Here is a 22474-nt window from a genome sequence, read left to right as displayed (position 1 = left end):
GGTTCCCTTGTTCCCTTTCTTATCCATCTGATTGATTTCCATGCACAATAAATCGACAGGCGGATAAAAGGATTAACACAAATCATTGTCGAATTGATTAATTGCCGCTAGCTTCCATTGATTATTATACGAAAGGGGGAATTCAGGATGAGATGGCTGCGAAAAACGAATCGAAGAAGCGGCATATTTTTTACGATCCTGCTTTCTTATGTTTCCATCCTGCTTCTTCCTGTAGTCATAGCTATTTTTTTATTTCAACAGTCAGAGAAGGCTTTGATCGATAATTCGAATCGGGCTAATTTGGGATTGCTGGAGCAGGTTAAGCTGGTAGCGGAAAGCCGGTTAAACGAAATCGATAAAATGACGCTGCAAATAGCCTTAAATCCGAAGGTTCAGTGGGCCTTAAGCGATGGCAGAGACGATTATGTAAGCAAGCAATTGAATTTTGTAGAGATTATGAAAGAGCTGAAAAACGTAAGAAATACAAGCAGCATCATTGGTGATCTATTTATATACTTTAAAAATACGGAAACCATCCTGACAGCAACAGGCAAATCCGATTCACAAACATTTTTTGATAAAATTCTTGTCTACAAGGAAAAAAACAGCGAATGGATCCAAAACGAAATGTTTTCCGGCAGCAAATTCAAAGCATATTTTCCTGACACCCCGGTGAAGGATGGGAATGGCCAAAAACAATTATTTACTTATGTGCAATCGCTTCCAGTAGGGGAGAGATCAGGAGTCAAAGGTTATATGGCCGTGCTGATCAAGGAAGAGGAATTTGAACGGTTAATAGGTCAGATTGAGAAGATCAATAATGGGGAAATTTACATCGTTGATGATCACCAGCAGGTTATCATTTCCAATGTAAATGACGGAAGGCTGGACGAAGAATGGTTATCGCAGCTGGAAAATGAAACTGGTTATCACGAATTTAAGCGTAATGGCGAAGCACTGATGCTTTCCTATACAGCTGGCAATAACGGATGGAAATATATTTCTGTTGCGCCGAAACAGATCGTATTAGAGCAGGTGTATAAATTAAAGAATCTGGCCCTGATGCTTCTGCTGATTTGTTTGATAGCCGGCGCAATTGCCGCGTATATCCTTGCCTTTCGCAGCTACAGTCCCATTCGTGACGTAGTCAGCACCATCATGCAGGATAATAAACATATTCCGAAGCAGAACAGCAACGAGTTTGACTTCATTAAAGAATCGTTCATGAGTTCATTTGCCGAAAAAAACCGCTTAAGTCAAACGTTATCCGAGCATACTCCCGTCATTAAAGCGAATTTTCTTTCAAGACTGATCAAAGGGCATATCGAGATACCGGCGTTGAATGAAGACTCCCTCAAATTTATGGATGTTAACATTCAATATGACAATTTCAGTACGATCATTATGGATATACATGATTCTGCACAGTTTACAATCGCCGATTCGGAAAAGGAGTGGGCATTGGTCAGATTTGTGCTGACTAATCTAAGCGCGGATTTGATCTGGGGACAAGTATGTATCGTCGAGCTGGACCGTAATCGGCTGGCCGTTTTGTGTAATTATGCCGAGCCGGGTGAAGAAAACGGCCAACGAAGAAATGCTTCAATCGAGAAAATGAAAGACATAATCGAGCAGCGTTTTAAAATGAAAATTACGATTGGCGTCAGCCAGATCCACCGTGGGATTGAAGAATTGGGAAGATGCTACGGCGAAGCGGTAATGGCACTGGATTACCGGCTGATCTATGGATCTGGTGTCATTATTTATGATGATGAGTTTGCCGATCTGCAGCAATATTACTATCATTACCCTCTGGAAACCGAAGCGCAGTTGATCAATTATGCCAGAGACGGCGATTACACGAATGTGGAAAACCTGGTCGATCAAATCTACGAGGCCAATATACGTTCGGGCAGCCTGTCACCGGAGATGGGCAAGTTTCTGTTCTTCGATCTGCTGGGCACATTCGTTAAAGTAATGAATGGGCTGAATGTAAGCAAGCAGGACCGGGTGGAGTATGCTGTGGACCCGGTCAAAGATTTGGCCGCTTGTGCTACTGCAGAAGAAATGCTTTTGAAAACCAAGGAGATGTACAGGTCGATCTGCAGTTATGCCGGTAAAGAAAAAACGGGTCATGGCGACAGGCTTTATTTCAAAATTACCCGGTATATCGATCAGCATTATCATGATGGCAATTTGAGCTTATCGTCCATGGCTGAACATTTTCAAATGTCTCCTCAGTATTTGTCTTCTTTTTTCAAAAAACACAGTCATCACAACATAAAGGAGTATATCGCTAATGTGAGGATGAATGAAGCAAAAAAAATGTTGGCCAATCACACCCTCACAATGGCGGATATCGCTGGAAGGATTGGTTATGCCAATGTCGTTGGATTTATTCGTTTCTTTAAGAAATATGAAGGCGTACCGCCCGGAAAGTATAGAGAACTGCTGGATCGAGAGACACATATTTAAAACGGATAGCTTTTCATTAAACAAGATATCAGCAGATGCTTAGTTTGAATATCAAATCACTAAAGTGTACTATATGCTCTTATGCAAATTCCTTGTATAGTCTGAGTTGGGTGGCCTAATTGAAAATCAAAAGGGAGGATTTATGCATGAAGAGGAAAAGGAAGACGATGCTCATCGTCATGGTATCCTTGCTGCTGCTAGTCGCGGCATGCAGCAAAAGCAATAACAGCGGAGACAATTCAAAAGTAGAGGGAAATGATGTGAAGCAGAAAGGAACTGCTTCACCGGACGCCGAGAAATATCCGAAATCGATGACGTATTGGGTGTCCAAGGCTTCAAGCACATTAACCAACAACAGTGAAGTTGCCATGTACAAAGAAATGGAAAAGATTACAGGAACGAAGGTAGAGTTTCAGCATCCACCGGAAGGACATGACGCAGACCAATTTAACCTGATGATGGTGTCGGGCAAGCTTCCGGATGTCATCTTCCACACATGGTCGTCCAGCTTTCCGGATAAATCCATTAGTGAAGGGAAGATTCTGCGGCTCAATGAACTGATCGAAGAGCATGCTCCGAATCTGGCCAAGTTGTTTAAAGAGAGGCCATACATCAAGAGGGATGTCATGAGTGCTGATGGCAATATCTTTGTATTCCCCCTTCTTGGAGATGATCCACGGCTTACGGTTTTCAATGGCCCAATGCTGCGTGGAGATTGGCTTGAGAAACTCAATTTGCAGGTGCCGACTACCCTGGATGAGTGGGAGAAGGTTCTGATTGCTTTCCGGGATGGCGACCCGAACGGCAACCAGTTAAAGGATGAAATCCCCTTCCACTATAATGTCGGGAATATGGAGTACAGCTTTGCATTTATTGGTGCTTTTGGCATTACCTACAGCTTCTTTCAAGACAATGGCAAGGTTAAATTCGGCCCGTATGAACCCCAGTATAAAGATTTCCTGACATTGATGAATAAATGGTACAAGGATGGCTTAATCGATAAAGATTATATGACCGTTGACGCCAAATTGCAGGATGCGAAAGTAACGGGCAATCAGCTCGGATCGTTTACCGGTTGGCTTGGCGGAAATCTGGGCAAATACATGAATCTGATGAAGGATCAGGATCCGAAATTTAAATTAGTCGGCGCTCCGTTCCCAACAATCGAAAAAGACGGTAAGGCCGTGGCCAATCATGATCCGATTTTTTATGGACAAGGAGCAGCTATTACCACATCAGCCAAGGATCCGGAGAAAATTGCCGCATGGCTTGATTACGCTTACGGTGAAGAAGGACACTTGCTGTACAATTTTGGTATCGAGGGCGAAAGCTATACGATGGTTGACGGGAAGCCAACCTTTACTGATCTCATAATGAAAAATCCGAAAGGATTGACAGTAGGAGAAGCACTGTCCGAATATTCGGTTATGGGCAGCTTTGGTCCATTTGAATTTGATGCTGACGGCTACTCCCAATACAATACATTAGTGGAACAAAAAGAAGCGCAGGCACAGTGGACCAAGGCGGATTTCAGTAAGTTGATGCCGACCATCTATATGACTGCAGAAGAACAAGCCAGGTACAGCGTCATTATGACCGATCTCGAGACTTACCGAGTAGAAATGACGAATAAATTCATTATTGGTGCGGAATCCCTCGACAAGTTTGACGAATATATCGCTACATTAAAAAGAATGAATATTGAAGAAGCGATTCAAATTCAGCAGGCTGCTTACGATCGTTCACAAGCCAATTAATTAAATTCATGACGCTCGTGTCGTGCGGATTGTTAAGGCGTGAACGGTTCCTAGTTCCGCACGACAGAGCGATACTGCTAAATAAGCGAGGTCATATTTATGTCTGCTGCGCCAGAGCCACTTCACAGCATCCGCGTTCCAGGGCGGCGAAGAACGTTCTTTACCGAATTGATGCGGGACTTGAAGATAAACAGATATATTTATTTGATGGTGTTGCCTGCTGTCATTTATTACGCGGTTTTTCATTATTTTCCGATGTATGGCGTTCAAATTGCTTTTAAGGATTATTTTCCCGCCAGGGGCATGTTGAATAGTCCTTGGGTCGGCTTCAAGCATTTTCAGGATTTCTTTAACAGCTTTTACTTCTGGAGACTGGTACGTAACACGCTGCTGCTAAGCTTCTATGATCTCATCTTTGCTTTCACCGCTCCGATTGTTCTTGCGCTATTGTTAAACGAACTCAGAACCATATGGTTTAAACGCGTTGTCCAGACAGTCACTTATTTGCCGTATTTTATTTCCATTGTCGTTGTTGCAGGCATGATGGTCGATTTCCTCGCTCGGGATGGATTGATTAATAATGTGCTGGTGATGTTTGGGTTTGAGAAATTAGCCTATTTAGTGGAGCCCGGATGGTTTCGTACGATTTTTATCGGGTCTGGCATCTGGCAAAATGTAGGCTGGGGCTCGATTATTTACTTGGCGACGATTGCCAATATAGATCCCTCTCTTTATGAAGCAGCTAAAGTGGATGGCGCTAACCGCTGGAAGCAGACGGTTCACATTACGATTCCAGGCATGCTACCGACGATTATTATTTTATTGATCTTGCAGATTGGCAATATCATGTCGGTTAATACGGATAAAATTCTGCTGCTCTACAATACGTCTACGTACGAAACAGCAGATGTTATAGGAAGTTATGTGTACCGAAAAGGGCTTCTGCAGGCGGATTTCAGTTATAGTACGGCAATCGGGCTGTTTAATTCCGTCATTAATTTCGGTTTGCTTATAGCAGCGAATTCCTTCAGCAAGCGACTAACGGATACGAAGCTATGGTAAGGAGGGGAACCTGTGATGAAACCAACGGTCGGAGGACGAGTATTTGATACAGCCAATGTAATATTATTGCTGCTACTGATGTTTGCTACGCTTTATCCATTCTGGTACGTGCTTGTAGCTTCTGTGGGAGATCCGGTATGGGTGACGCAGCAAAGAGGATTGATCTGGTTTCCAACAGGATTTAATATTGAGGCCTACAAAGCTGTGTTTGCCAATCCGACTATCCGCAGCGGTTATTTAAATACGTTATTTATTGTGATTGTCGGAACTACGCTTAATATTATTATGACATCCTTCACGGCCTATGCCCTATCCAGAAGCAATGTGATGCTCAAAACCCCGCTCATGTTTCTTATCGTATTCTCCATGTTTTTCAGCGGCGGTTTAGTTCCCACATATTTGCTTGTGACCGGGCTTGGTTTGCTGGATAGTATATGGGCCTTGATTTTGCCGGCGGCGATGAGCACATTTAATTTTATCATTATGCGCACCGCGTTTCAGGCCATTCCTGTAAGCTTGGAGGAATCGGCGAAGCTGGATGGCGCGAATGATTTTACGGTTTTATTCAGAATTGTTTTGCCGCTATCGCTGCCGGTGGTTGCAGTTATGATCTTATTTTACGGTGTTTCTCATTGGAATTCATGGTTTAGTGCGGTCATTTACATTCGCAGCCGTGAGCTGTATCCCTTGCAGCTGATCATGAGAGAAATATTGGTGAACAACAATACGGAGCAGATGCTGACAGGCATTACTGCCAACAATAAAGCATCGGTTGGGGCTACGATTAAATATGCTACCATCATTGTCGCCTCCGGTCCTATTATTCTGCTGTATCCTTTCCTGCAAAAGTACTTCGTCAAGGGGGTTATGATAGGTGCGATCAAGGAATAAAAGGAATAAGCTCAGCATTATCATTTTGATTACGGGAGTGAGGTTGGATGGAAGGGCTGCAATTTTTCGATTGTAATGTTCAAGTCGGCCGAATGGGCTACAAGCATCCGCTGCAGATGTGGCGCACAGAGGATATACTTGCTGAAATGGAAAGGACGGGTATAGCCGGCGCACTTGTTTATCACGGCTTATCCAAAACACACGCGCCGATGTATGGCAACCGTTTATTGGAGCAGGAATTAGCGAAGAGTCCAAGATTATTTGGCTGCTGGGCCGTGCTGCCTGAGCATGTAGGCGACTTTATGTCTCCGGATGAGCTAATTTCCGAAATGCAGCTGCACCATATCAAAGCCGCAAAAATTTTTCAAGGATCACATGCTTTCAACTTGGACTCCTGGACGACAGAACGATTATGCTCTGCGCTGTCGCAGGCTCAAATTCCTCTTATTATGGATGCGCAAGAAGCGAATTACATGATGAATGAATATGAGTGGGAACGTGTAGCAGGCCTCCTGCAGCGACATCCCGACCTGCGGGTCATTCTTCACAATTTGGCGTGGGGGCAGGAACGACGGCTCTTCCCGATTCTGGACCGGTTTGCAAATTTGTATGTTGAAATGTCAACTTTGCAGGCGAATGAATTTATCGAGTATACCTATCAGCGCTTTGGCGCCGATCAGCTGCTGTTTGGAAGCGGCATGCCTTTCAAAAGCCCAGGAGCCGGGAGAGCTTTTATTGATTATGCGAGAATTCCGGATGAAGCCAAGATGAAGATTGCCGGCGGGAATTTGTCCGCATTATTAGGCGTAAAGCCCCCGGCAGCGGCGATGCCGGAGCAGGATGAAATAACGGCAAGAGCTTCCCGCGGTTTGCCGATCCTGGTTCCGGTTCTCGATTCCCATACGCATATTATTGAGGATCACGCAGGAACAGGCAGCGGCTGGCCTATGATCGGTGGTGATATCGATCCTATGGTGGAGCTGTACCGGTCCATCGGAATTTCAAAGATGTCCGTCGCACCCTGGGTTGGTGTGAATGGCGGCGACACGGCGGCTGGAAACCAAATTGCGGAACTGGCAAGAGACCGATATCCTGACGAAGTGGAAGCCTATGTGCGAATAGATCCTAATTACGGCGAAGATGTTGAAACAGAAGCGAGAAAATGGCATCTGCAGAAACGATTTAAAGGCATGAAGCCTTATTACTTTAATGAAAGAATTCCATATACTGCTAAACTGTATGAGCCTTGGTGGAAATTGGGGAACAGCCTGCGGCTTTACGCCCTGGTCGATCCGGGCCAGCAATCGGATGAGGATTATATGGATCAGATAGACACGCTGGCCAGCCTGTATCCGGAAATCAGCATTTTTATGGATCATGGCGGAAGATCGTTCGATATCGCTGTGAAGTATGCGGAAGTAGCGAAAAGACACCCTCATGTATCTATCCAGCTCACCTATACATCCGTTACGCTGGGCGTTATTGAATATTTGACCGCTGAGGTTGGTGCGGAGAAAGTACTGTTTGGTACAGACTCGTCCATGAGGGATCCGCGGCCGCAGGTTGGCTGGCTGGCCTATGCCAACCTCCCGCTTGAGGACAAAAAGCTCATTTTCGGCGGCAATTTTCAAAAAATCTTGAGCCGGTCGGGCCTGTAATTCATTCCATATCTCAACAATTTGAAGGGAGTATTTCTATGACAGTTCATACATTGGGAATTATCATGAATGGTGTAACCGGACGCATGGGTACGAATCAGCATCTGGTGCGCTCTATTCTGGCAATACGAAATCAAGGGGGGATCGCACTTCCTGATGGGGATGTTATTATGCCAGATCCCGTACTGGTGGGAAGGCAGGAGCATAAATTGAAAGCACTGGCGGATACATACGGCGTTGAAAGGTGGAGTACCGACCTGGACGCATGTCTTGCCGATCCGCACAACACTATTTATTTTGATTCACAATCGACGCTTTTGCGCGCAGAGAGCATCAGGAAAGCAATTGCCGCCGGCAAGCATATTTATTGTGAGAAACCGACAGCTGCAAGTCTGGAGGAATCGCTCGAGCTGGCCAGCCTCGCAAGAGCGTCGGGGATCAAGAACGGCGTTGTGCAGGATAAGCTGTTTCTGCCCGGCTTACTCAAGCTGAAGCGGCTGGTTGATTCGGGATTCTTCGGCCGAATCTTGTCGGTTCGGATGGAGTTCGGATATTGGGTGTTCGAGGGAGACTGGCAGCCCGGACAGCGACCCTCATGGAACTATCGGAAGGAGGAAGGGGGCGGCATCATTGTGGACATGTTCGCACATTGGCGTTACGTGCTCGACAATTTGTTCGGTGAGGTTCGCGCTGTCTCCTGCTTGGGCGCCACCCACATCCCGGTGCGGGTGGACGAGCAGGGAGCGCCTTATCGCTGTACAGCTGATGACGCAGCTTACGCAACGTTCACACTCGAAGGCGGAATCGTCGTCCAGGCCAATTCCTCATGGACGGTTCGCGTCGACCGTGATGACCTGCTGACGATCCAGGTCGACGGCACGGAGGGCAGTGCGGTCGCAGGACTCCGGTCTTGCAAAGCGCAGCACAGGGTGATGACGCCCAAGCCGGTCTGGAATCCGGACGTTCCAAATCCCTTCAACTTCACTGAGCAGTGGCAGGAAGTGCCGGATAACCAGCCGTTCGACAACGGCTTCAAAGTACAGTGGGAATTATTCCTGAAGCATGTCGTCACTGGCTCTCCGTTTCCTTGGGATCTGCTGGAGGGCGCCAAGGGAACGCAATTGGCCGAACTTGGACTTCAATCGTGGAATGAGCGGCGCTGGGTCGATGTTCCCGAGCTGAAGCTGTAGGAGGGAACCTTATGACCTTCACTTTGCAGCTTCCCCGTGAGGGGGGTTCCCTATATGCCTATACCCCCGGTAAAGGCACGGTCGTTTCCCCGCCGGGCGGGCCATTGAGAGGACGCATCGCGTTCTCAGCCGCCCATGTTGTGTGTGACCCGTTTGCCGCTGCAGATCCGCTGCATCATGCGGCGATTGACTGGAATGCCACGCTGGCTTACCGGCATTACTTGTGGTCACTTGGGCTATCGGTGGCAGAGGCGATGGATACCGCTCAGAGGGGGATGGGGCTGGGCTATCCCCAGGCCAAAGAGCTGATCTGTCGTTCACTGGCGGAAGCGCAGTCCGTTGGTGGCAACATCGCCTGTGGCGCCGGAACGGACTCTTTGCCCTCCGGATCACAGGCCACGCTGCAGCAGGTTGTGGCTGCTTATGAGGAGCAGTGCGAATATATCGAGAGCAGGGGCGGACAGGTGATCCTGATGGCGAGCCGCGCTTTGGCGGCTTGCGCGCAAACGCCTGATGATTATGAGCAGGTATACGGGCGTATTCTAAGCCAGGTAACCCGCCCGGTTATTCTGCACTGGCTCGGCGACATGTTCGACCCGGCCTTGGCAGGTTATTGGGGCGGGCGCGATCTGGACGAAGCCATGGACGTTTGTTTGCGTATTATCCGGGCCCATGCGGATAAGGTGGACGGGATCAAAATTTCATTACTGGACGCTGAGAAGGAAGTTCGCATGCGGCGTTTGCTTCCTGCAGGCGTCAAGATGTACACGGGAGACGATTTCAACTATCCGACCCTTATTCGCGGGGATGAGCAGGGCTACAGCCATGCGCTGCTTGGTATTTTCGACGCGATAGCACCAGTGGCCGCAGCGGCAATTCACGCTCTGGGCGAAGACGATGAGGCGCGATACGACGCCTTGTTCGAACCGACGGTTGCGCTGTCCAGACATATTTTCCAGAAGCCGACCTATGCTTACAAAACGGGCATCGTGTTCATGGCATATCTGAACGGACACCAATCTCATTTCCGCATGATCGGCGGGGCGGAAGGCGCGCGTTCGATCATCCATCTTTGCGAATTGTTCGTGCTGGCTGACAAGGCAGGCCTGATTGCAAATCCGGAGCTGGGGGCCAGGCGGATGAAGCACGTGCTGGCGCTGGCCGGCATTGAGTGAGTAAGAGAGCAAAAAGATAAATAACCGCTATTGCAAACATTGGGGAGGAGAGGTGCTTATGGACTTGTTCACGTCTTTCGAGCGGCTGAGCTTGAATCAAATTACGACAGAAAAGCTGACTTTGCCGGAAGCAGTGGATGCCTGCGCACGCGCGGAGGTTCCATGGATAGCTTTATGGCGGCATAAAGTCGAACAGTCGGGACTGGCGGCCAGCAAAAGGATAATTAAGGATGCAGGCTTGCAAGTATCGAGCCTTTGCCGGGGCGGCATGTTCCCGGCGGCTACGACCGCGGGGCGTCAGGCTAGACTGGACGATAACCGCCGTGCTGTAGATGAAGCAGCCGAACTTGGCGCTGAAGTGCTGGTTCTGGTTTGCGGTCCGGCTCCGGACCGTGATATCGCTGGAGCGCGGAAAATGGTAGAGGAGGGAATTGAACAGCTCGTTCCTTATGCAGAAGCAAGCGGTATCCGCCTGGGCATTGAGCCGCTGCATCCGATGTATGCCGCCGAACGCTCCGTTATCAATACGCTTGCGCAGGCTAACGATATCGCTGAACGTTTCAGACAGGAACAAGTTGGTGTGGTGGTCGACGTTTTTCATGTATGGTGGGATCCGGATTTATACACTCAAATTTCCCGTGCGGCTGGCCGCATACTCGGTTTCCACGTTTCCGATTGGATCGTACCAACACCGGATTTGCTGATGGGACGTGGAATGATGGGGGACGGCGTGATCGGGATTCGACGCATCCGGCATGCAGTAGAAGCGGCCGGCTATGCGGGACTGATCGAGGTTGAGATTTTCAACAAGGCTATTTGGGAGCTTTCTGGGGATGACGCGCTATCCTTGGTGAAAGCCCGCTACATAGAGCATGTTTAGCAAAGATAGTGATCAGAATGGAGATGCTTGAATGATTCGATCGGGCCTGCTATCGGTTACTTTTCGAAAACATTCTCCCCGCGAAATTATCAGCTTGGTGTCCGAGGCGGGATTGCAAGCGTTGGAATGGGGGGGTGACGTGCACGTACCCCACGGTGATCTGAGAACAGCTGGTGAAATCGGCCGTATGACGAGGGAAGCCGGGATCGAGATTTCTTCGTACGGCTCTTATTATCGAGTGGGGGTCCATGCTGATAATTTGGCGTTTGGGCGTGTGCTGGAGACGGCTGTGTCGTTAAAGGCGCCATCCATCCGGGTTTGGGCTGGAGACCTTGGTTCGGCGGAAGCGGATGAGCGCTGGTGGTACCAGGTAATCACAGATGCGCAGCATATTTCCGGAATGGCGATGAAAGAAGGAATCGCCATCGATTTCGAATACCATGGAGGAACGCTAACGGATTCGCAGGATTCGGCCAACCGGCTGCTGCTTGGCATCGATCGGCCGAATGTACGCTGTAACTGGCAGACGCCGATCAATGAAACCATGGAGCAAAGAAGCGATGGACTGTCTGCGATTCTTCCGAGTCTGGCCAATATTCACGTTTTTCATTGGCTGCCGGATGGCCGGCGCTGTTCTTTGGATGAAGGCCGGCAGCAATGGCTGCAGTATATTCGGATTATTCAAAAAGCAGGTAAAACTCATTATGCCCTTCTGGAATTCGTCAAGGATGATTCGACGGAGCAATTTCGCAAAGATGCACAAATATTGAATGAAATCTTAAGAGCGTGTTCTGATGAGTCAACAAGCAACTTGCTTGATGCTGATTAGGATTCGCTGCTTTCTTTGGTAAGTTGCCTGCAAAACGTTGACTGTCCAGTAAGAAGGAGCTTGTAGGTATGTGGAATACACTTAGAAATATGTTCGAAATATCACCTGGCGTCCGGTGGTTTGTTATTACGGAGGCACTGCTCGGTATCGGAACGGGTATGTTTCAACTGGTGTTGAACCTGCATCTTATCGATATGAGACTGGATGAAAAGCAAATAGGAGAATTAACCTCTGTAGGGGCACTGCTGATGGGACTTGTTTCTATACCTGCAGGCTTATTGGCCGGCTGGGCTGGACGCAAAAAACTGCTTGTCATAGGTGTTGTACTGATAGGCTTAAGCTATATGGGCTTTGGCCTGGGTCACTCGATTCCGGTTTTTTATGCTGCTCAGATTGTGCTGACTATCGGTACAACGCTTCTTGTCACATCGGAAATTCAACTGCTCTATTATTACAGTCGCTCTCAAAAAGAAGAAATTCGGGCATTCAGCCTATATTTTGCTATTTTCACTTTGTTCGTAGGGGTAGGAACCTTGCTGGGGGGCTTTATGCCGAAATGGCTGGAAGGCGGCACAACCATTTATCAGTGGACGTTGTATGCAGCAGCGGGGATGATGGTGACAGGCGGGGTGCTTCGTGGCATGCTGCTGCCTCCCGAGATGAAGCTTGGCGCAGAGCAGCAGCCCGGAACAGTACTGCACCCCGACTTGCAGCCCGATCCAGGCTTCATTAAGAACCCTGAAGTGCAGAGGAACAAACGCAAGATGCCGGGTAGGGCTGTGTGGGTGTTGTCTTTGTTCACGCTGCTCGGCGGCATGGCGTTTGGATTTACAGGTCCATACATGAACATGATCGTTAAATTTGGGTTTAATTGGGCAGACACCACTGTATCTCTAGTGCTCACGGGTGCAGGTTTATTCTCTTTTGTCGGGTCCATGCTGATGCCGATCCTGCTGGAGCGTCACGGCATCAGCAAATCCTTTCATTATGTGTACTTAACGAACATTGTTCTTACGGTGCTGCTGTTCATGACATTTCCTCCTTTTCTTTTTGGGGCTCTTATCCTGCTGCGCAGCGGAAGCTTTACGCTTTTGACGAATATGAGCGATAGCCAGGCTATGTCATGCATCAGCCAAGGAGAGCGCAATCTGTTTGCAGGAATGAGAACTGTGTTCAGAAGCATTGGCACAGCCATTGCGTCATATGCAACAGGGATAATGCTTGCCAGTAAGCATTACACACTGCCGTTTCTATTCACGGCTGCTATCATTCTGGTTGGCTATGCCTTCTTTTTAATATGGATCCGCCCACTATTTCTGGCACAAGCGAAGGAAACCCGACCTTATCTTGCCTAAGTTTTATGAACGCTATCAAACGTTGCTATCTGCAAGTTTAGACGATCATGTTAACAAAGTTCTTGCAGAAACAACGGAACAAAATGGAGGCGTCATCCTATCCATGGATGGGGTTCAGCCTGAAAAGGGAAATGAAACACTTTATGTCTTACGAGAGGTATTCAGTGGCACAGTGCTTGCCGCACAAAACATGAAGAGCGGCACAGCAGAAGAACTGAAGACACTTATCGAACCCATTATGAAGCTAGGGTATCCCATTGTAGGTATTGTAAGTGACGGACAAAAATCCATTCGGCTAGCATTTGAAACACTGTTGCCGGATGTGCCTTATCAGTACTGTCAGTACCACTATCTAAAAGATATAGCCAAACCCATTGTCGACGCCGATCGAAAGTTAAAAATGGAACTCAAAAAGAGCATGCGTGGGATTCGCGACATAGAACGAAAAATGGAGCAAGCCGAATTCAAAGCGTCTGAAGTAGAGAAAACGATACAGTCAGAATCACAACCTACTGAAATTACCGAAGCGCAGATTTCAAAGGGATATGTTGCAGCGGTTCGAGCTCTGCTCCTTGAAGATGGTGATCCACCGCTAGAGCTTCCTGGATTAATTATTTATGAACGCGCACAAGCCATTCAAGCTTCCCTACAAAGATGCTTGAGTAAAAAAAGAGCCTGATTTACTTCAGGGTGTTGTCAGAATATTCAGCAATATAGGTGGAATGGAACCTTTGTATACTGCGGTTTCGCGGCTAGTGAAACCGTTGAAGCAAATCGCTACCATCCTTACCCCCGGTGAAGACAAAAGTAGTGAGACAGTTGAATGGGAAATGTCAATACTACTGAGTTGGGTGAAACAAACCTACACGCTTCAAAGTGACGAGCTCATGGTTAACAATTTACTTAACTTTTCCAGAGGATTTTGGAAGGGTCTATTCACTTGTTATGACCATTATTACATTCCAAGAACGAACAACGACTTAGAGCGATTTTTTCGAAAGACGAAGGCTAGTCACCGTCGTATTACAGGACTTCGTAGCTGGAACAGCTACATCATACGCAATGGTGAAATGATCGTGTTAGTGAATGATGCACTTCGCCAAGAACATGTCATTTCACGCCTGCGCTCCTCCTCTCAGGTGGTGTGTACAGTGTATTGGTCTTCAGTAGCATGAAAACCAACCGTACCAATTTACGTGCGGAAAGGACGAGTGCTCTTTTGTGCTTGTGCTTCGGAACTTCATCATACTTTTTCTGGTAAAAAGCGCCGTATTCCGCATCGTATTTGCGGACAGAATCGGCTGCTTGGGTTAAATAATAGCGAAGATACTTATTGCCTGTTCGCATGCGCGAAGTATCTTCAGCTTGAAACTCGCCGGATTGATGTTGGTTCCAGACGAGACCGGTGTACTTCGCAAGGTCGTTGTGATCGTCAAAACGATCAATGCCGCCAATTTCAGCAATGATGCCAGCGGCATAGACAGGACCAATGCCTTTCACCGAGGTTAGCGTTTGTGGAATGGCTTTCATGATCCTTGAAATCTCTTTATCGAGCTTTTTCACCTCAGACTCCATGTGTTGGATGACACTGAGCGTGACAGCCAGAGAGATGTTCACGGGGTCCGCCATCGCCTTATCGAGACGAAAGGAGGAACGAGCAATTTTCTTTAAGTATTCGGCAATTTCTTCGGGATTTTCAAAGCGGTTTTTACCTTTATCCTTAAGGAAATCGATGAGTTCTTCCATCGACATGGCGACAATTTCCTCGGGTTCAAGCTCTTGGATCACAGCTAAACTTGTGGCGCCAAACGTGTTGGAGAAAGGGTTGTCCATTCGCATGCCGCTGAATTTTAAAAATACTTGGTTTAAGAAACGCGTTTTATCTCTAGCAATATTGTGCATCAGGAAAAATCGCGTGCGTGTGAGGCGCTGTAAGGCTTCATATTGAATGTCATCCTTCATTTCATGGGGTAGTCGACCAAATCGTAGATGGTCTGCAATCACCCAGGCATCGATGCGGTCGTTCTTCACAAGGGAATCATATCCCTTCTTAAAACGAGCCACTTTCCTTGCATTTAAGACGTAAATTTGAGACTCAATTTCCGGCTCATAGCCGTGAAGTTGATCTTTCAAATAATGGGCGAGGTACCAACCGAGGTTGGATGTGGCCTCCATCCCAATGCGAAGTTGCGGGCTGTTTTCTTTATCCGAAGTATCCAACAGTCGTTTGATCAGGGTGTCGGCCCCGGTTTGATCGTTAGATATAGGAAAAGAGGCCAGCGCCCTTCCGTCTCCTGCCATGAACTGTACATGGTGAGAACGTAAGCTTACGTCTATTCCGACTAGTATTTGTGACATAGAATCACCTCCTGTTGTAGAGTAATCAAGCTAATCTCAGACCTGGGTGCCTGTGGGAACCACCAACTGCAGCCTCGTCATCAGCACTCATCTGTATGGAACACAATTCCGGGTGCTACCCCATTCCAAGACAGCGGCGCAACCAGCGGTTAGAAATTGAGCAGTGGATCACAGGTAGCAAGCTTTTTGAGCAGTACCTTTCGGTCCGCAAGGAGGGTAAGAAATTCCCTTGTCCGGATCAACTGGAAATTCGCTTGAATCGAGCTTCTAAACATATTATACGAGAGAGGGAATGGCTGTAGTCGGAAGAGCGGTAGCGTCCGCATTTAAAGATTTGTTCCAACCGCCTCATCTATCCATAGTTCCTTCACTTACAATACAACTAAATACAATACTACTAAATCCTGAAAGCATAAGAATAGAAAATGACGAGGTGAATCAATCATATGGAAAAGGTAATGATAACAGTTGCAACAACAGGTGCGTTCCCCACAAAGGGACAAAATCCGAATATACCCTTAACCCCCGAGGAGATTGCAGACGACGTTTATGAATGTTGGAAAGCTGGAGCCTCCATTGCACATGTGCATGTGCGGGATGATGAAGGGAAAGGCACGATGAATTTGGAGAAATTCAAAGAGACGGTGCAGCTGATTCGCAGCCGGTGTGATATTGTTCTGAATCTGACAACCTCAGGTGATCTGAATGCTACGGATGATGATAGAATAGCTCATTTGATCGAATTAAAGCCAGAGATGGCAACTTTTGATGCAGGAACTATGAATTGGATGCATGACACGTTGTTCATAAACCATCCTCATTTTCTGGAGAAGCTGGGGAGAATTACGATGGAGCATGCAATTAAGCCTGAGATAGAAATTATGGATGCCGGAATGGTCTATAACTCCTTTCATTATGTCAACAAGGGAGTTCTGAATACGCCGGGGCATTACCAATTTGTCATGGGAGTACCTGGTGGAATAGGAGCTACGATTGAAAATCTTGTTTTTCTAAAAGGCTTGATCCCGCAAGATGCCACATGGTCTGCTTTTGGGGTTGGGAGACATCATCTTCCCATCCTGTTTGCAACGATCGCAATGGGCGGCCATGTCCGGGTAGGTATGGAGGACAATGTCTTTTATACAAAGAACAGGCTGGCTAAATCAAATGCTGAATTTGTAGAGCGGGCGGCAAGACTCATCAGAGAAGCAGGTAAAGAAGTCGCTTCACCGGATGAGGCTAGGCAGATTTTGAAGTTACATAACCATGGAGAAAGAAGCATGTTGTCGTGATACAGAAAATAGCCGTTTTAGGCGCCGGGACGCTTGGACATGGGATTGCGGAAACTTTTGCGATGTATGGTTACGATGTTAATTTATATGACAGGGACCAGAACAGACTAGCTTCTGCTGTAGATGAAATTAAGGATGAACTAGAATTATTGGCGGAAGAAAATGTGATTGGATATGGGGAAGTAGCTCCAGCAATCGCACGAATTCACTTGTCGGCAGATTTGAAAGGGACAGTTGAAGATCGTGATTATATCATTGAAGCAGTTCCTGAGATTCTAGAGCTTAAACAACAGCTGTTTCAGCAGCTGGACTCGTATTGTCTTCCACACGCCATTTTCGCAAGCAATACGTCCAGTTTGAAGCTCACGGATCTCATGAAGCTGGTTAGTGATGAGCGCAAAAAGCGGATGATCATAAATCACTGGTTTAATCCGGGACATCTAATGCCCATTGTAGAGCTATCTTACTTCGGAAATATGCCTGAGCCTGTTTATCTGGAAGTTGAGGCATTATACAAGTCTATAGACAAACAGACCGTGAAAGTGCAAAGAGATGTTCCGGGGCTCGTCGCCAATCGGATTCAACAAGCGATTGCCCGCGAGGTTTTTTCCATTATCGAATTAGGGATCGCATCCCCGGAAGATGTAGACAGAGCATTGAAGTTCGGTCCGGCTTTCAGATATGCTACAACAGGGCAGCTCGAAATCGCTGATTTAGGGGGGCTGGATCTTTGGTGCACGGTAGGAGACAATTTGCTGCAAGACATGGATCATTCACGCTCTTCCAATCAATTATTGAGAAAAAAAGTGGAAGAAGGAAAGCTGGGCGTCAAATCCGGGGAAGGTTTTTATACCTACGAAAAGGACGATATACAAGCATCGAAGAGAAGGTTGGCCCGAAAATTAATTCAACAGCTCAAAGCCTCCAAAAATTACACATGATTTACACATGACTAGAAATGAGGACGTTTAATTGATGAACATCCAGAGGCTGATGATCATTGGGGGAGGGCAGATGGGCAGCGGAATTGCCCAGGTTGTCGCTGCTGCGGGGATGAATGTCATTTTAAATGATATCGATCCTGCATGCTCACTAAAAGGGTTAGGTGCTATTCGTAATAATCTAATCCGGGATGTGGAAAAGAAGCGCAAATCTCAAGCAGAAATGGATGCCATTCTAGCCCGAATCTCTCTATCCAGTGACTTGGAAGATGGACGGAACGTGGATATGGTGATTGAAGCGATTGTGGAAAACATGCTAATAAAATCTGAGCTTTTCAAAAAGCTGGACCTGATCTGCCCACAGCATGCCATACTTGCCAGCAATACGTCATCGCTTGCGATTACAGAGATTGCATCCTTTACGAAGCGTCCGGATCAAGTTATTGGCATGCATTTTATGAATCCGGTCCCTGTTATGAAGCTGATTGAAATCATCCGTGGATTGCGTACTTCCGATGAGACGTACCTGCTCGTTGAGAATTTAGCCAAGCGCATGGACAAAGTGCCGATAGAAGTGAATGATTTTCCGGGATTTGTATCGAACCGGATTTTATTGACGATGATTAATGAAGCGGTTTTTTGCCTTTATGAGGGAGTTGCTGCACGGGAATCGATAGATGAAGTTATGAAGCTGGGGATGAATCATCCGATGGGGCCTTTGGCTTTAGCCGATTTTATCGGATTGGATACGTGCCTGGCGATCATGGAGGTGCTTCATGAAGGCCTAGGGGATTCGAAGTATCGTCCCTGTCCGCTGCTTCGCAAGTATGTCGCTGCCGGCTGGCTGGGCAAAAAGTCTGGACGGGGTTTTTATAATTATAAGTAAAGGGAGCAGCAAACTCCCTTCGCGAAGCTCCCTCCACGCGTTTTACTTCACAATAGTTCTTCAGTCTTGTTCAAGCTTCTGCGAATGCACGTATGGCAAATGTCCCTTTATTTTTGCAGGTACTGCATAGAAAGAAATACCTTCCTCTGGCAAAAGATGCAAATTGCATAAATGCTCCACAATGGGTATGCCTGCCTTTAATAAAAGGGAATGTACGGGCCTTGTTTTACCCGATGTTTCATCTATATTATAAGAATCGATCCCAACCAAAGCAGCCCCTTGCTGGAGTATATAGCGGGCTGCTTTTTCTGTTAAATAGGGCGGGCAATGAAAGTAAGCTTCTGTACTCCAATGGCGATCCCAACCTTAATCCCTTTCAATGATATGGCTGAGATCTATATAAGTTCGCTTCATGTTCTAACCTTCGTTTTGAAGTGGACGGGGCCAATGCAGCCCGCAGCTATCTTCAACAGCATGGGGTGCCGGACGAGTCTATTCGACTAGTATGGGACGCCATCGCCTTGCACACTACGATCGGAGTTGCACCATATAAAGAGCCTGAAGTTGCGTTAATATACTCGGGAGTCGGCTATGATGTTATGGGTGAAAACTTTGAAAGCATTTCGGAAGAGACGCGTGAGCAGGTAGTCGCTGCTTATCCGCGGGACAATTTCAAGAATAAGATATTGCCCGCTTTTCTCGAAGGCTTTAAGCATAAACCGGAAACCACATTCGGAAATATTAAATCGGATGTTTGCGAGCTTTTGCTTCCAGGCTTTAAACGAACCAGTTTTTGTGATTGTGTATTGCACTCGCCATGGAAGGATTAGTAACATAACACAGCGCGGAGGTCGAAATGGAAATAAGACAGTTGGAATATTTTATGGCAATTTGCCAGGAGCTCCATTTCACTCGCGCTTCCGTGAATTTAGGGGTAACACAACCTACTTTAAGCCATCAATAAAAGCTTTAGAAGATGAAATAGGCACTCTGCTATTTGATCGAATAGGGAAAAAAACAATGTTAACAGAAGCTGGTTTGATTTTATTAAAGCATTGCCACAATGTCTTTAACAGTCTGGAAAGTGCCCGGGAAGAGATTGCGGAGCTGCAAGAAATTAAACAAGGCAGTCTTTCAATAGGAGCTCTAACAGGAGAACTAAATCAGCTGGTTTCCAAATTACTTGTAGATTTTCACCAAAGATATCCCCAAATTATGCTGAAAGTAGTAGGCTCGGATGATCTTATAGAACGTGTCATTCAGAATGAAATTGATTTTGGCTTAACGATTCTCCCGGTTCAGGATGAAAGAATAACGACAGTGCCCCTATACGAGGAAAATCTTTATTTGACCGTTTCAAGCAATCATCCTTTGGCGAATCGCGAAAAAAATCGATTTATAAGAAATAACCGGATTGTCGTTTATCGTATTTCCAAAAACCCATAAATGCCGCCAACAAATCGAAATCGCTTTTCAATTACTAGGCATCAGCCTGAAACCAATCATAGAAACGGATGCACCTGAATCCATCATTAGTCTGATAGAAGCGCGAGCGGGAGTATCGATCCTGTCTAAAACGCTTATAAATATATGGAATAATGATAATATCAAAATTATAAAAATTGAAAATCCGTCTATTCGCAGGCAAATTGGTTTGATCTATTACAAAAGGAAAAATATATGGGATTTGCTGCGCGGGGAGTTCATAAATATTAAAAAAAACGGTCACAGAAACCCATAAGGATTAACATAGCTGAGCGTAGGAAGGGATGCCGGAGGAAGCAGCGATAATAAGCTGTGATAGAATGCAGTCCGGCTCCCCCGAGTGGAGCATGTGCTTCACTTAACGATGTTTTTGAGGCTGTCGATTAATTGTGGATTAAAAAAATGAGCCTCTAAAAATCGATTTAAACACGTTTAAGTGGCAAGTTTTGATCGATATCAGTAAACGTTTTGAATTGCACACAGTTAATCGACAGCCACTTTTTCATCGTTAAAGCAAGTGTTTCCAATCAAAATAAAATCCCCATTGTATTTCCTTTCTGATCTTACAACACAAAACAGCCCCCAATCTTTAAGATTGAGTGCTGTTTTGTGTCAATTATTCACTCATTGATTCCTGAATTAGTTGTGGTATTATTTCTGGTTTTCCTTCGATTTGCAAACTGAATAATAACATAATCACAACTTAAACAGGGTTCATAATAAGTAAAGAGATAAATGTGGCCTACATTGCAGTTGACAAAGAAGAGATGTTGACTTTGCCCGTAGCCGTTGCTCGATTGTCACAAGGACTTAGTTCCGTTGATTACGGTTTGGCCATGGCTGGAGCTACCATCGCATTCATCCCAATGTTAATCTTCTTTATTGCATTCCAGAAGTTCTTTATCAAAGGCATTTCCGTAGGTGCATTGAAAGGCTAACTTCACCTACTTATAGCTGCAGGAAGACTGTTCGCAGAAAGGAAGGTATCATATGCCAGTAAAAATAGACTTGAAACGATTGGAGCAATCCATCTTTGAATCTGAGAATGCACCTGTTGTCAAGGATCGTATCCTGTTTTATGATGAATCCGATTTCACTCGTTGGAAGCCTGAGTGCTGGGCTCAACCCCGTCTTGAATCCGTGCTACCGTTCAAGAGCACTACGCATGATTACAAGTTGAAAGTGACGATCTTTCGATTGTCGTCATGATTTAATTGGCTATTGAAGCCGGCAAAGAACGTCAACTTTTATCCGAAATTAACACAAAATCGATGGCAATTTGGCTGCACCGGGACATGACTTTGAAAGTCTACTAACATTTGCGAGAGTCTTATACTGAGAAGAATAACGTTTCAAATTGAATTTGTGGACCTCAGACTTCGCTACCTAAGACCAAAACGCAAGCGAAGAAAATCACGATATTGTCCGCTTTCCTTTCATGGTGTTTTGACGAGAAGTACTTGAAGAAGGATCTAACCCGTGGACTTGTCGGGGTCAAGCTGGGTAAGAAGCAGATACCAGATCGAGAGATTGACACTGACTCTCTGCAGAGAGCTATAGCCTATTACGAACACGATCCTAAGTTTCGGAGCCTGATGATGCTTTTAGCCACAACGGGACTACGACTGAATGAGGTTATCACACCGAAATGGAAAGACCTCTATATTGATTCCGTCCGAAAGAAACATTATGTCAGAACAGAGACGAAGCGGCATGGTGTTCGGCATGCGCTGATTAGTTCATGACATTTCCGCCTTTTCTTTTTGGGGCTCTTATCCTGCTGCGCAGCGGAAGCTTTACGCTTTTGACGAATATGAGCGATAGCCAGGCTATGTCATGCATCAGCCAAGGAGAGCGCAATCTGTTTGCAGGGATGAGAACTGTGTTCAGAAGCATTGGCACAGCCATTGCGTCATATGCAACAGGGATATTGCTCGCCAGCAAGCATTACACAATGCCGTTTCTATTCACGGCTGCTATCATTCTGGTTGGCTATGCCTTCTTCTTAATTTGGGTCCGCCCGCTGTTTTTGGCACAAGTGAAGGAGGCCCGACCTTATCTTACCTGAGCTTTATGATCCTGCTCCAGCGCCCAGAACCAGAACCAGAACCAGAACCAGAACCAGAACCAATGCCCTGTTGGCTGGGTTTCTTTTTTTTGAGGAAATCTCCCTTAAATATGGATAATACTAGCTGCAAATGCTGCAGAGTTAAAAATAGTTTATGAGATCGAAAGTTTTG

The 22474-nt window shown here is 46.4% G+C and carries 22 protein-coding genes and 2 pseudogenes; 22 read left to right on the top strand and 2 right to left on the bottom strand.

The annotated features are described in order from the left end of the window. Positions 1-147: 147 nt before the first annotated feature. The 11 genes from J2Z66_RS17250 (at position 148) to J2Z66_RS17200 (ending at position 13951) form a co-directional block, all read left to right on the top strand. Positions 148-2475, top strand: a complete 2328-nt coding sequence (locus J2Z66_RS17250; protein ID WP_209972691.1) for a helix-turn-helix domain-containing protein — start codon at positions 148-150, stop codon at positions 2473-2475. A 146-nt stretch (positions 2476-2621) separates the two neighbouring features. Then, complete coding sequence (locus J2Z66_RS17245) at positions 2622-4232, top strand: extracellular solute-binding protein (RefSeq protein WP_209972690.1); 1611 nt, start codon at positions 2622-2624, stop codon at positions 4230-4232. A 99-nt stretch (positions 4233-4331) separates the two neighbouring features. Next, positions 4332-5294: an ABC transporter permease gene (locus J2Z66_RS17240; protein WP_209972689.1), complete on the top strand. Its 963-nt coding sequence runs from the start codon at positions 4332-4334 to the stop codon at positions 5292-5294. Positions 5295-5309: 15 nt separating this feature from the next. Next, positions 5310-6185, top strand: a complete 876-nt coding sequence (locus J2Z66_RS17235) for a carbohydrate ABC transporter permease (protein WP_209972776.1) — start codon at positions 5310-5312, stop codon at positions 6183-6185. A gap of 47 nt (positions 6186-6232) precedes the next feature. After that, positions 6233-7843, top strand: a complete 1611-nt coding sequence (locus J2Z66_RS17230) for an amidohydrolase family protein (protein ID WP_209972688.1) — start codon at positions 6233-6235, stop codon at positions 7841-7843. A 38-nt stretch (positions 7844-7881) separates the two neighbouring features. Then, a complete protein-coding gene (locus J2Z66_RS17225) occupies positions 7882-9033 on the top strand; it encodes a Gfo/Idh/MocA family protein (protein WP_209972687.1) in 1152 nt (383 codons plus the stop codon). Between the two features lie 11 nt (positions 9034-9044). Then, positions 9045-10208 (top strand): dihydrodipicolinate synthase family protein, encoded by a 1164-nt coding sequence (locus tag J2Z66_RS17220; protein WP_209972686.1) that lies wholly within the window; start codon positions 9045-9047, stop codon positions 10206-10208. A gap of 58 nt (positions 10209-10266) precedes the next feature. Continuing rightward, the gene (locus J2Z66_RS17215; RefSeq protein WP_209972685.1) at positions 10267-11088 is read left to right on the top strand and encodes a sugar phosphate isomerase/epimerase family protein; all 822 of its coding nucleotides are present in this window, start codon (positions 10267-10269) and stop codon (positions 11086-11088) included. Between the two features lie 31 nt (positions 11089-11119). Further along, on the top strand, positions 11120-11917 hold the full coding sequence (locus J2Z66_RS17210; RefSeq protein WP_209972684.1) for a sugar phosphate isomerase/epimerase family protein: 798 nt from the start codon (positions 11120-11122) through the stop codon (positions 11915-11917). A gap of 68 nt (positions 11918-11985) precedes the next feature. Next, the gene (locus J2Z66_RS17205; protein ID WP_209972683.1) at positions 11986-13272 is read left to right on the top strand and encodes an MFS transporter; all 1287 of its coding nucleotides are present in this window, start codon (positions 11986-11988) and stop codon (positions 13270-13272) included. Further along, positions 13265-13951, top strand: a complete 687-nt coding sequence (locus J2Z66_RS17200) for a hypothetical protein (protein ID WP_209972682.1) — start codon at positions 13265-13267, stop codon at positions 13949-13951. The genes J2Z66_RS17205 and J2Z66_RS17200 overlap by 8 nt, the downstream gene beginning before the upstream one ends. A 431-nt stretch (positions 13952-14382) precedes the next feature. Here J2Z66_RS17200 and J2Z66_RS17195 read toward each other — a convergent pair whose 3' ends face one another. Further along, complete coding sequence (locus J2Z66_RS17195) at positions 14383-15630, bottom strand: IS110 family RNA-guided transposase (protein ID WP_209972681.1); 1248 nt, start codon at positions 15628-15630, stop codon at positions 14383-14385. 446 nt (positions 15631-16076) lie between these two features. Here J2Z66_RS17195 and J2Z66_RS17190 point away from each other — a divergent pair, with 446 nt between their 5' ends. From J2Z66_RS17190 to J2Z66_RS17180, 3 genes are read left to right on the top strand one after another with little or no spacing between them, the layout of a single operon-like run. Then, the gene (locus J2Z66_RS17190; RefSeq protein WP_209972680.1) at positions 16077-16922 is read left to right on the top strand and encodes a beta-keto acid cleavage family enzyme; all 846 of its coding nucleotides are present in this window, start codon (positions 16077-16079) and stop codon (positions 16920-16922) included. Next, positions 16919-17863 (top strand): 3-hydroxyacyl-CoA dehydrogenase family protein, encoded by a 945-nt coding sequence (locus J2Z66_RS17185; RefSeq protein WP_209972679.1) that lies wholly within the window; start codon positions 16919-16921, stop codon positions 17861-17863. The genes J2Z66_RS17190 and J2Z66_RS17185 overlap by 4 nt, the downstream gene beginning before the upstream one ends. A 34-nt stretch (positions 17864-17897) precedes the next feature. Continuing rightward, on the top strand, positions 17898-18749 hold the full coding sequence (locus J2Z66_RS17180; protein WP_209972775.1) for a 3-hydroxybutyryl-CoA dehydrogenase: 852 nt from the start codon (positions 17898-17900) through the stop codon (positions 18747-18749). 60 nt (positions 18750-18809) lie between these two features. Here J2Z66_RS17180 and J2Z66_RS17175 read toward each other — a convergent pair. Beyond that, positions 18810-19058 (bottom strand): annotated as a pseudogene (locus tag J2Z66_RS17175) (hypothetical protein); the annotation flags it as partial. A gap of 110 nt (positions 19059-19168) precedes the next feature. Here J2Z66_RS17175 and J2Z66_RS17170 point away from each other — a divergent pair. From J2Z66_RS17170 to J2Z66_RS17135, 8 genes and pseudogenes are all read left to right on the top strand, one after another. Further along, positions 19169-19579 (top strand): annotated as a pseudogene (locus J2Z66_RS17170) (phosphohydrolase); the annotation flags it as partial. Positions 19580-19605: 26 nt separating this feature from the next. Further along, a complete protein-coding gene (locus tag J2Z66_RS44105) occupies positions 19606-19713 on the top strand; it encodes a LysR family transcriptional regulator (RefSeq protein WP_209972678.1) in 108 nt (35 codons plus the stop codon). A gap of 56 nt (positions 19714-19769) precedes the next feature. Next, positions 19770-20195, top strand: a complete 426-nt coding sequence (locus J2Z66_RS17160; protein WP_209972677.1) for a LysR family transcriptional regulator — start codon at positions 19770-19772, stop codon at positions 20193-20195. Further along, the gene (locus tag J2Z66_RS44100; RefSeq protein ID WP_209972676.1) at positions 20164-20490 is read left to right on the top strand and encodes a LysR family transcriptional regulator substrate-binding protein; all 327 of its coding nucleotides are present in this window, start codon (positions 20164-20166) and stop codon (positions 20488-20490) included. Before J2Z66_RS17160 ends, J2Z66_RS44100 begins: the two co-directional genes overlap by 32 nt. A 481-nt stretch (positions 20491-20971) precedes the next feature. Further along, positions 20972-21172: an ABC transporter permease family protein gene (locus J2Z66_RS17150; RefSeq protein WP_209972675.1), complete on the top strand. Its 201-nt coding sequence runs from the start codon at positions 20972-20974 to the stop codon at positions 21170-21172. Positions 21173-21224: 52 nt separating this feature from the next. Continuing rightward, the gene (locus tag J2Z66_RS17145) at positions 21225-21443 is read left to right on the top strand and encodes a hypothetical protein (RefSeq protein ID WP_209972674.1); all 219 of its coding nucleotides are present in this window, start codon (positions 21225-21227) and stop codon (positions 21441-21443) included. Between the two features lie 251 nt (positions 21444-21694). After that, entirely contained in the window at positions 21695-21979 is a 285-nt protein-coding gene (locus tag J2Z66_RS17140; protein WP_209972673.1) for a site-specific integrase, read from the top strand. Further along, positions 21976-22302 (top strand): hypothetical protein, encoded by a 327-nt coding sequence (locus J2Z66_RS17135; RefSeq protein ID WP_209972672.1) that lies wholly within the window; start codon positions 21976-21978, stop codon positions 22300-22302. Before J2Z66_RS17140 ends, J2Z66_RS17135 begins: the two co-directional genes overlap by 4 nt. Positions 22303-22474: the final 172 nt, after the last annotated feature.

The organism is Paenibacillus eucommiae (assembly GCF_017874215.1).
GTDB classification, from domain to species: domain Bacteria; phylum Bacillota; class Bacilli; order Paenibacillales; family NBRC-103111; genus Paenibacillus_AI; species Paenibacillus_AI eucommiae.
The sequence above is the reverse complement of the archived record's forward strand: the minus strand, read 5'-3'. Positions and strand labels throughout refer to the sequence as shown.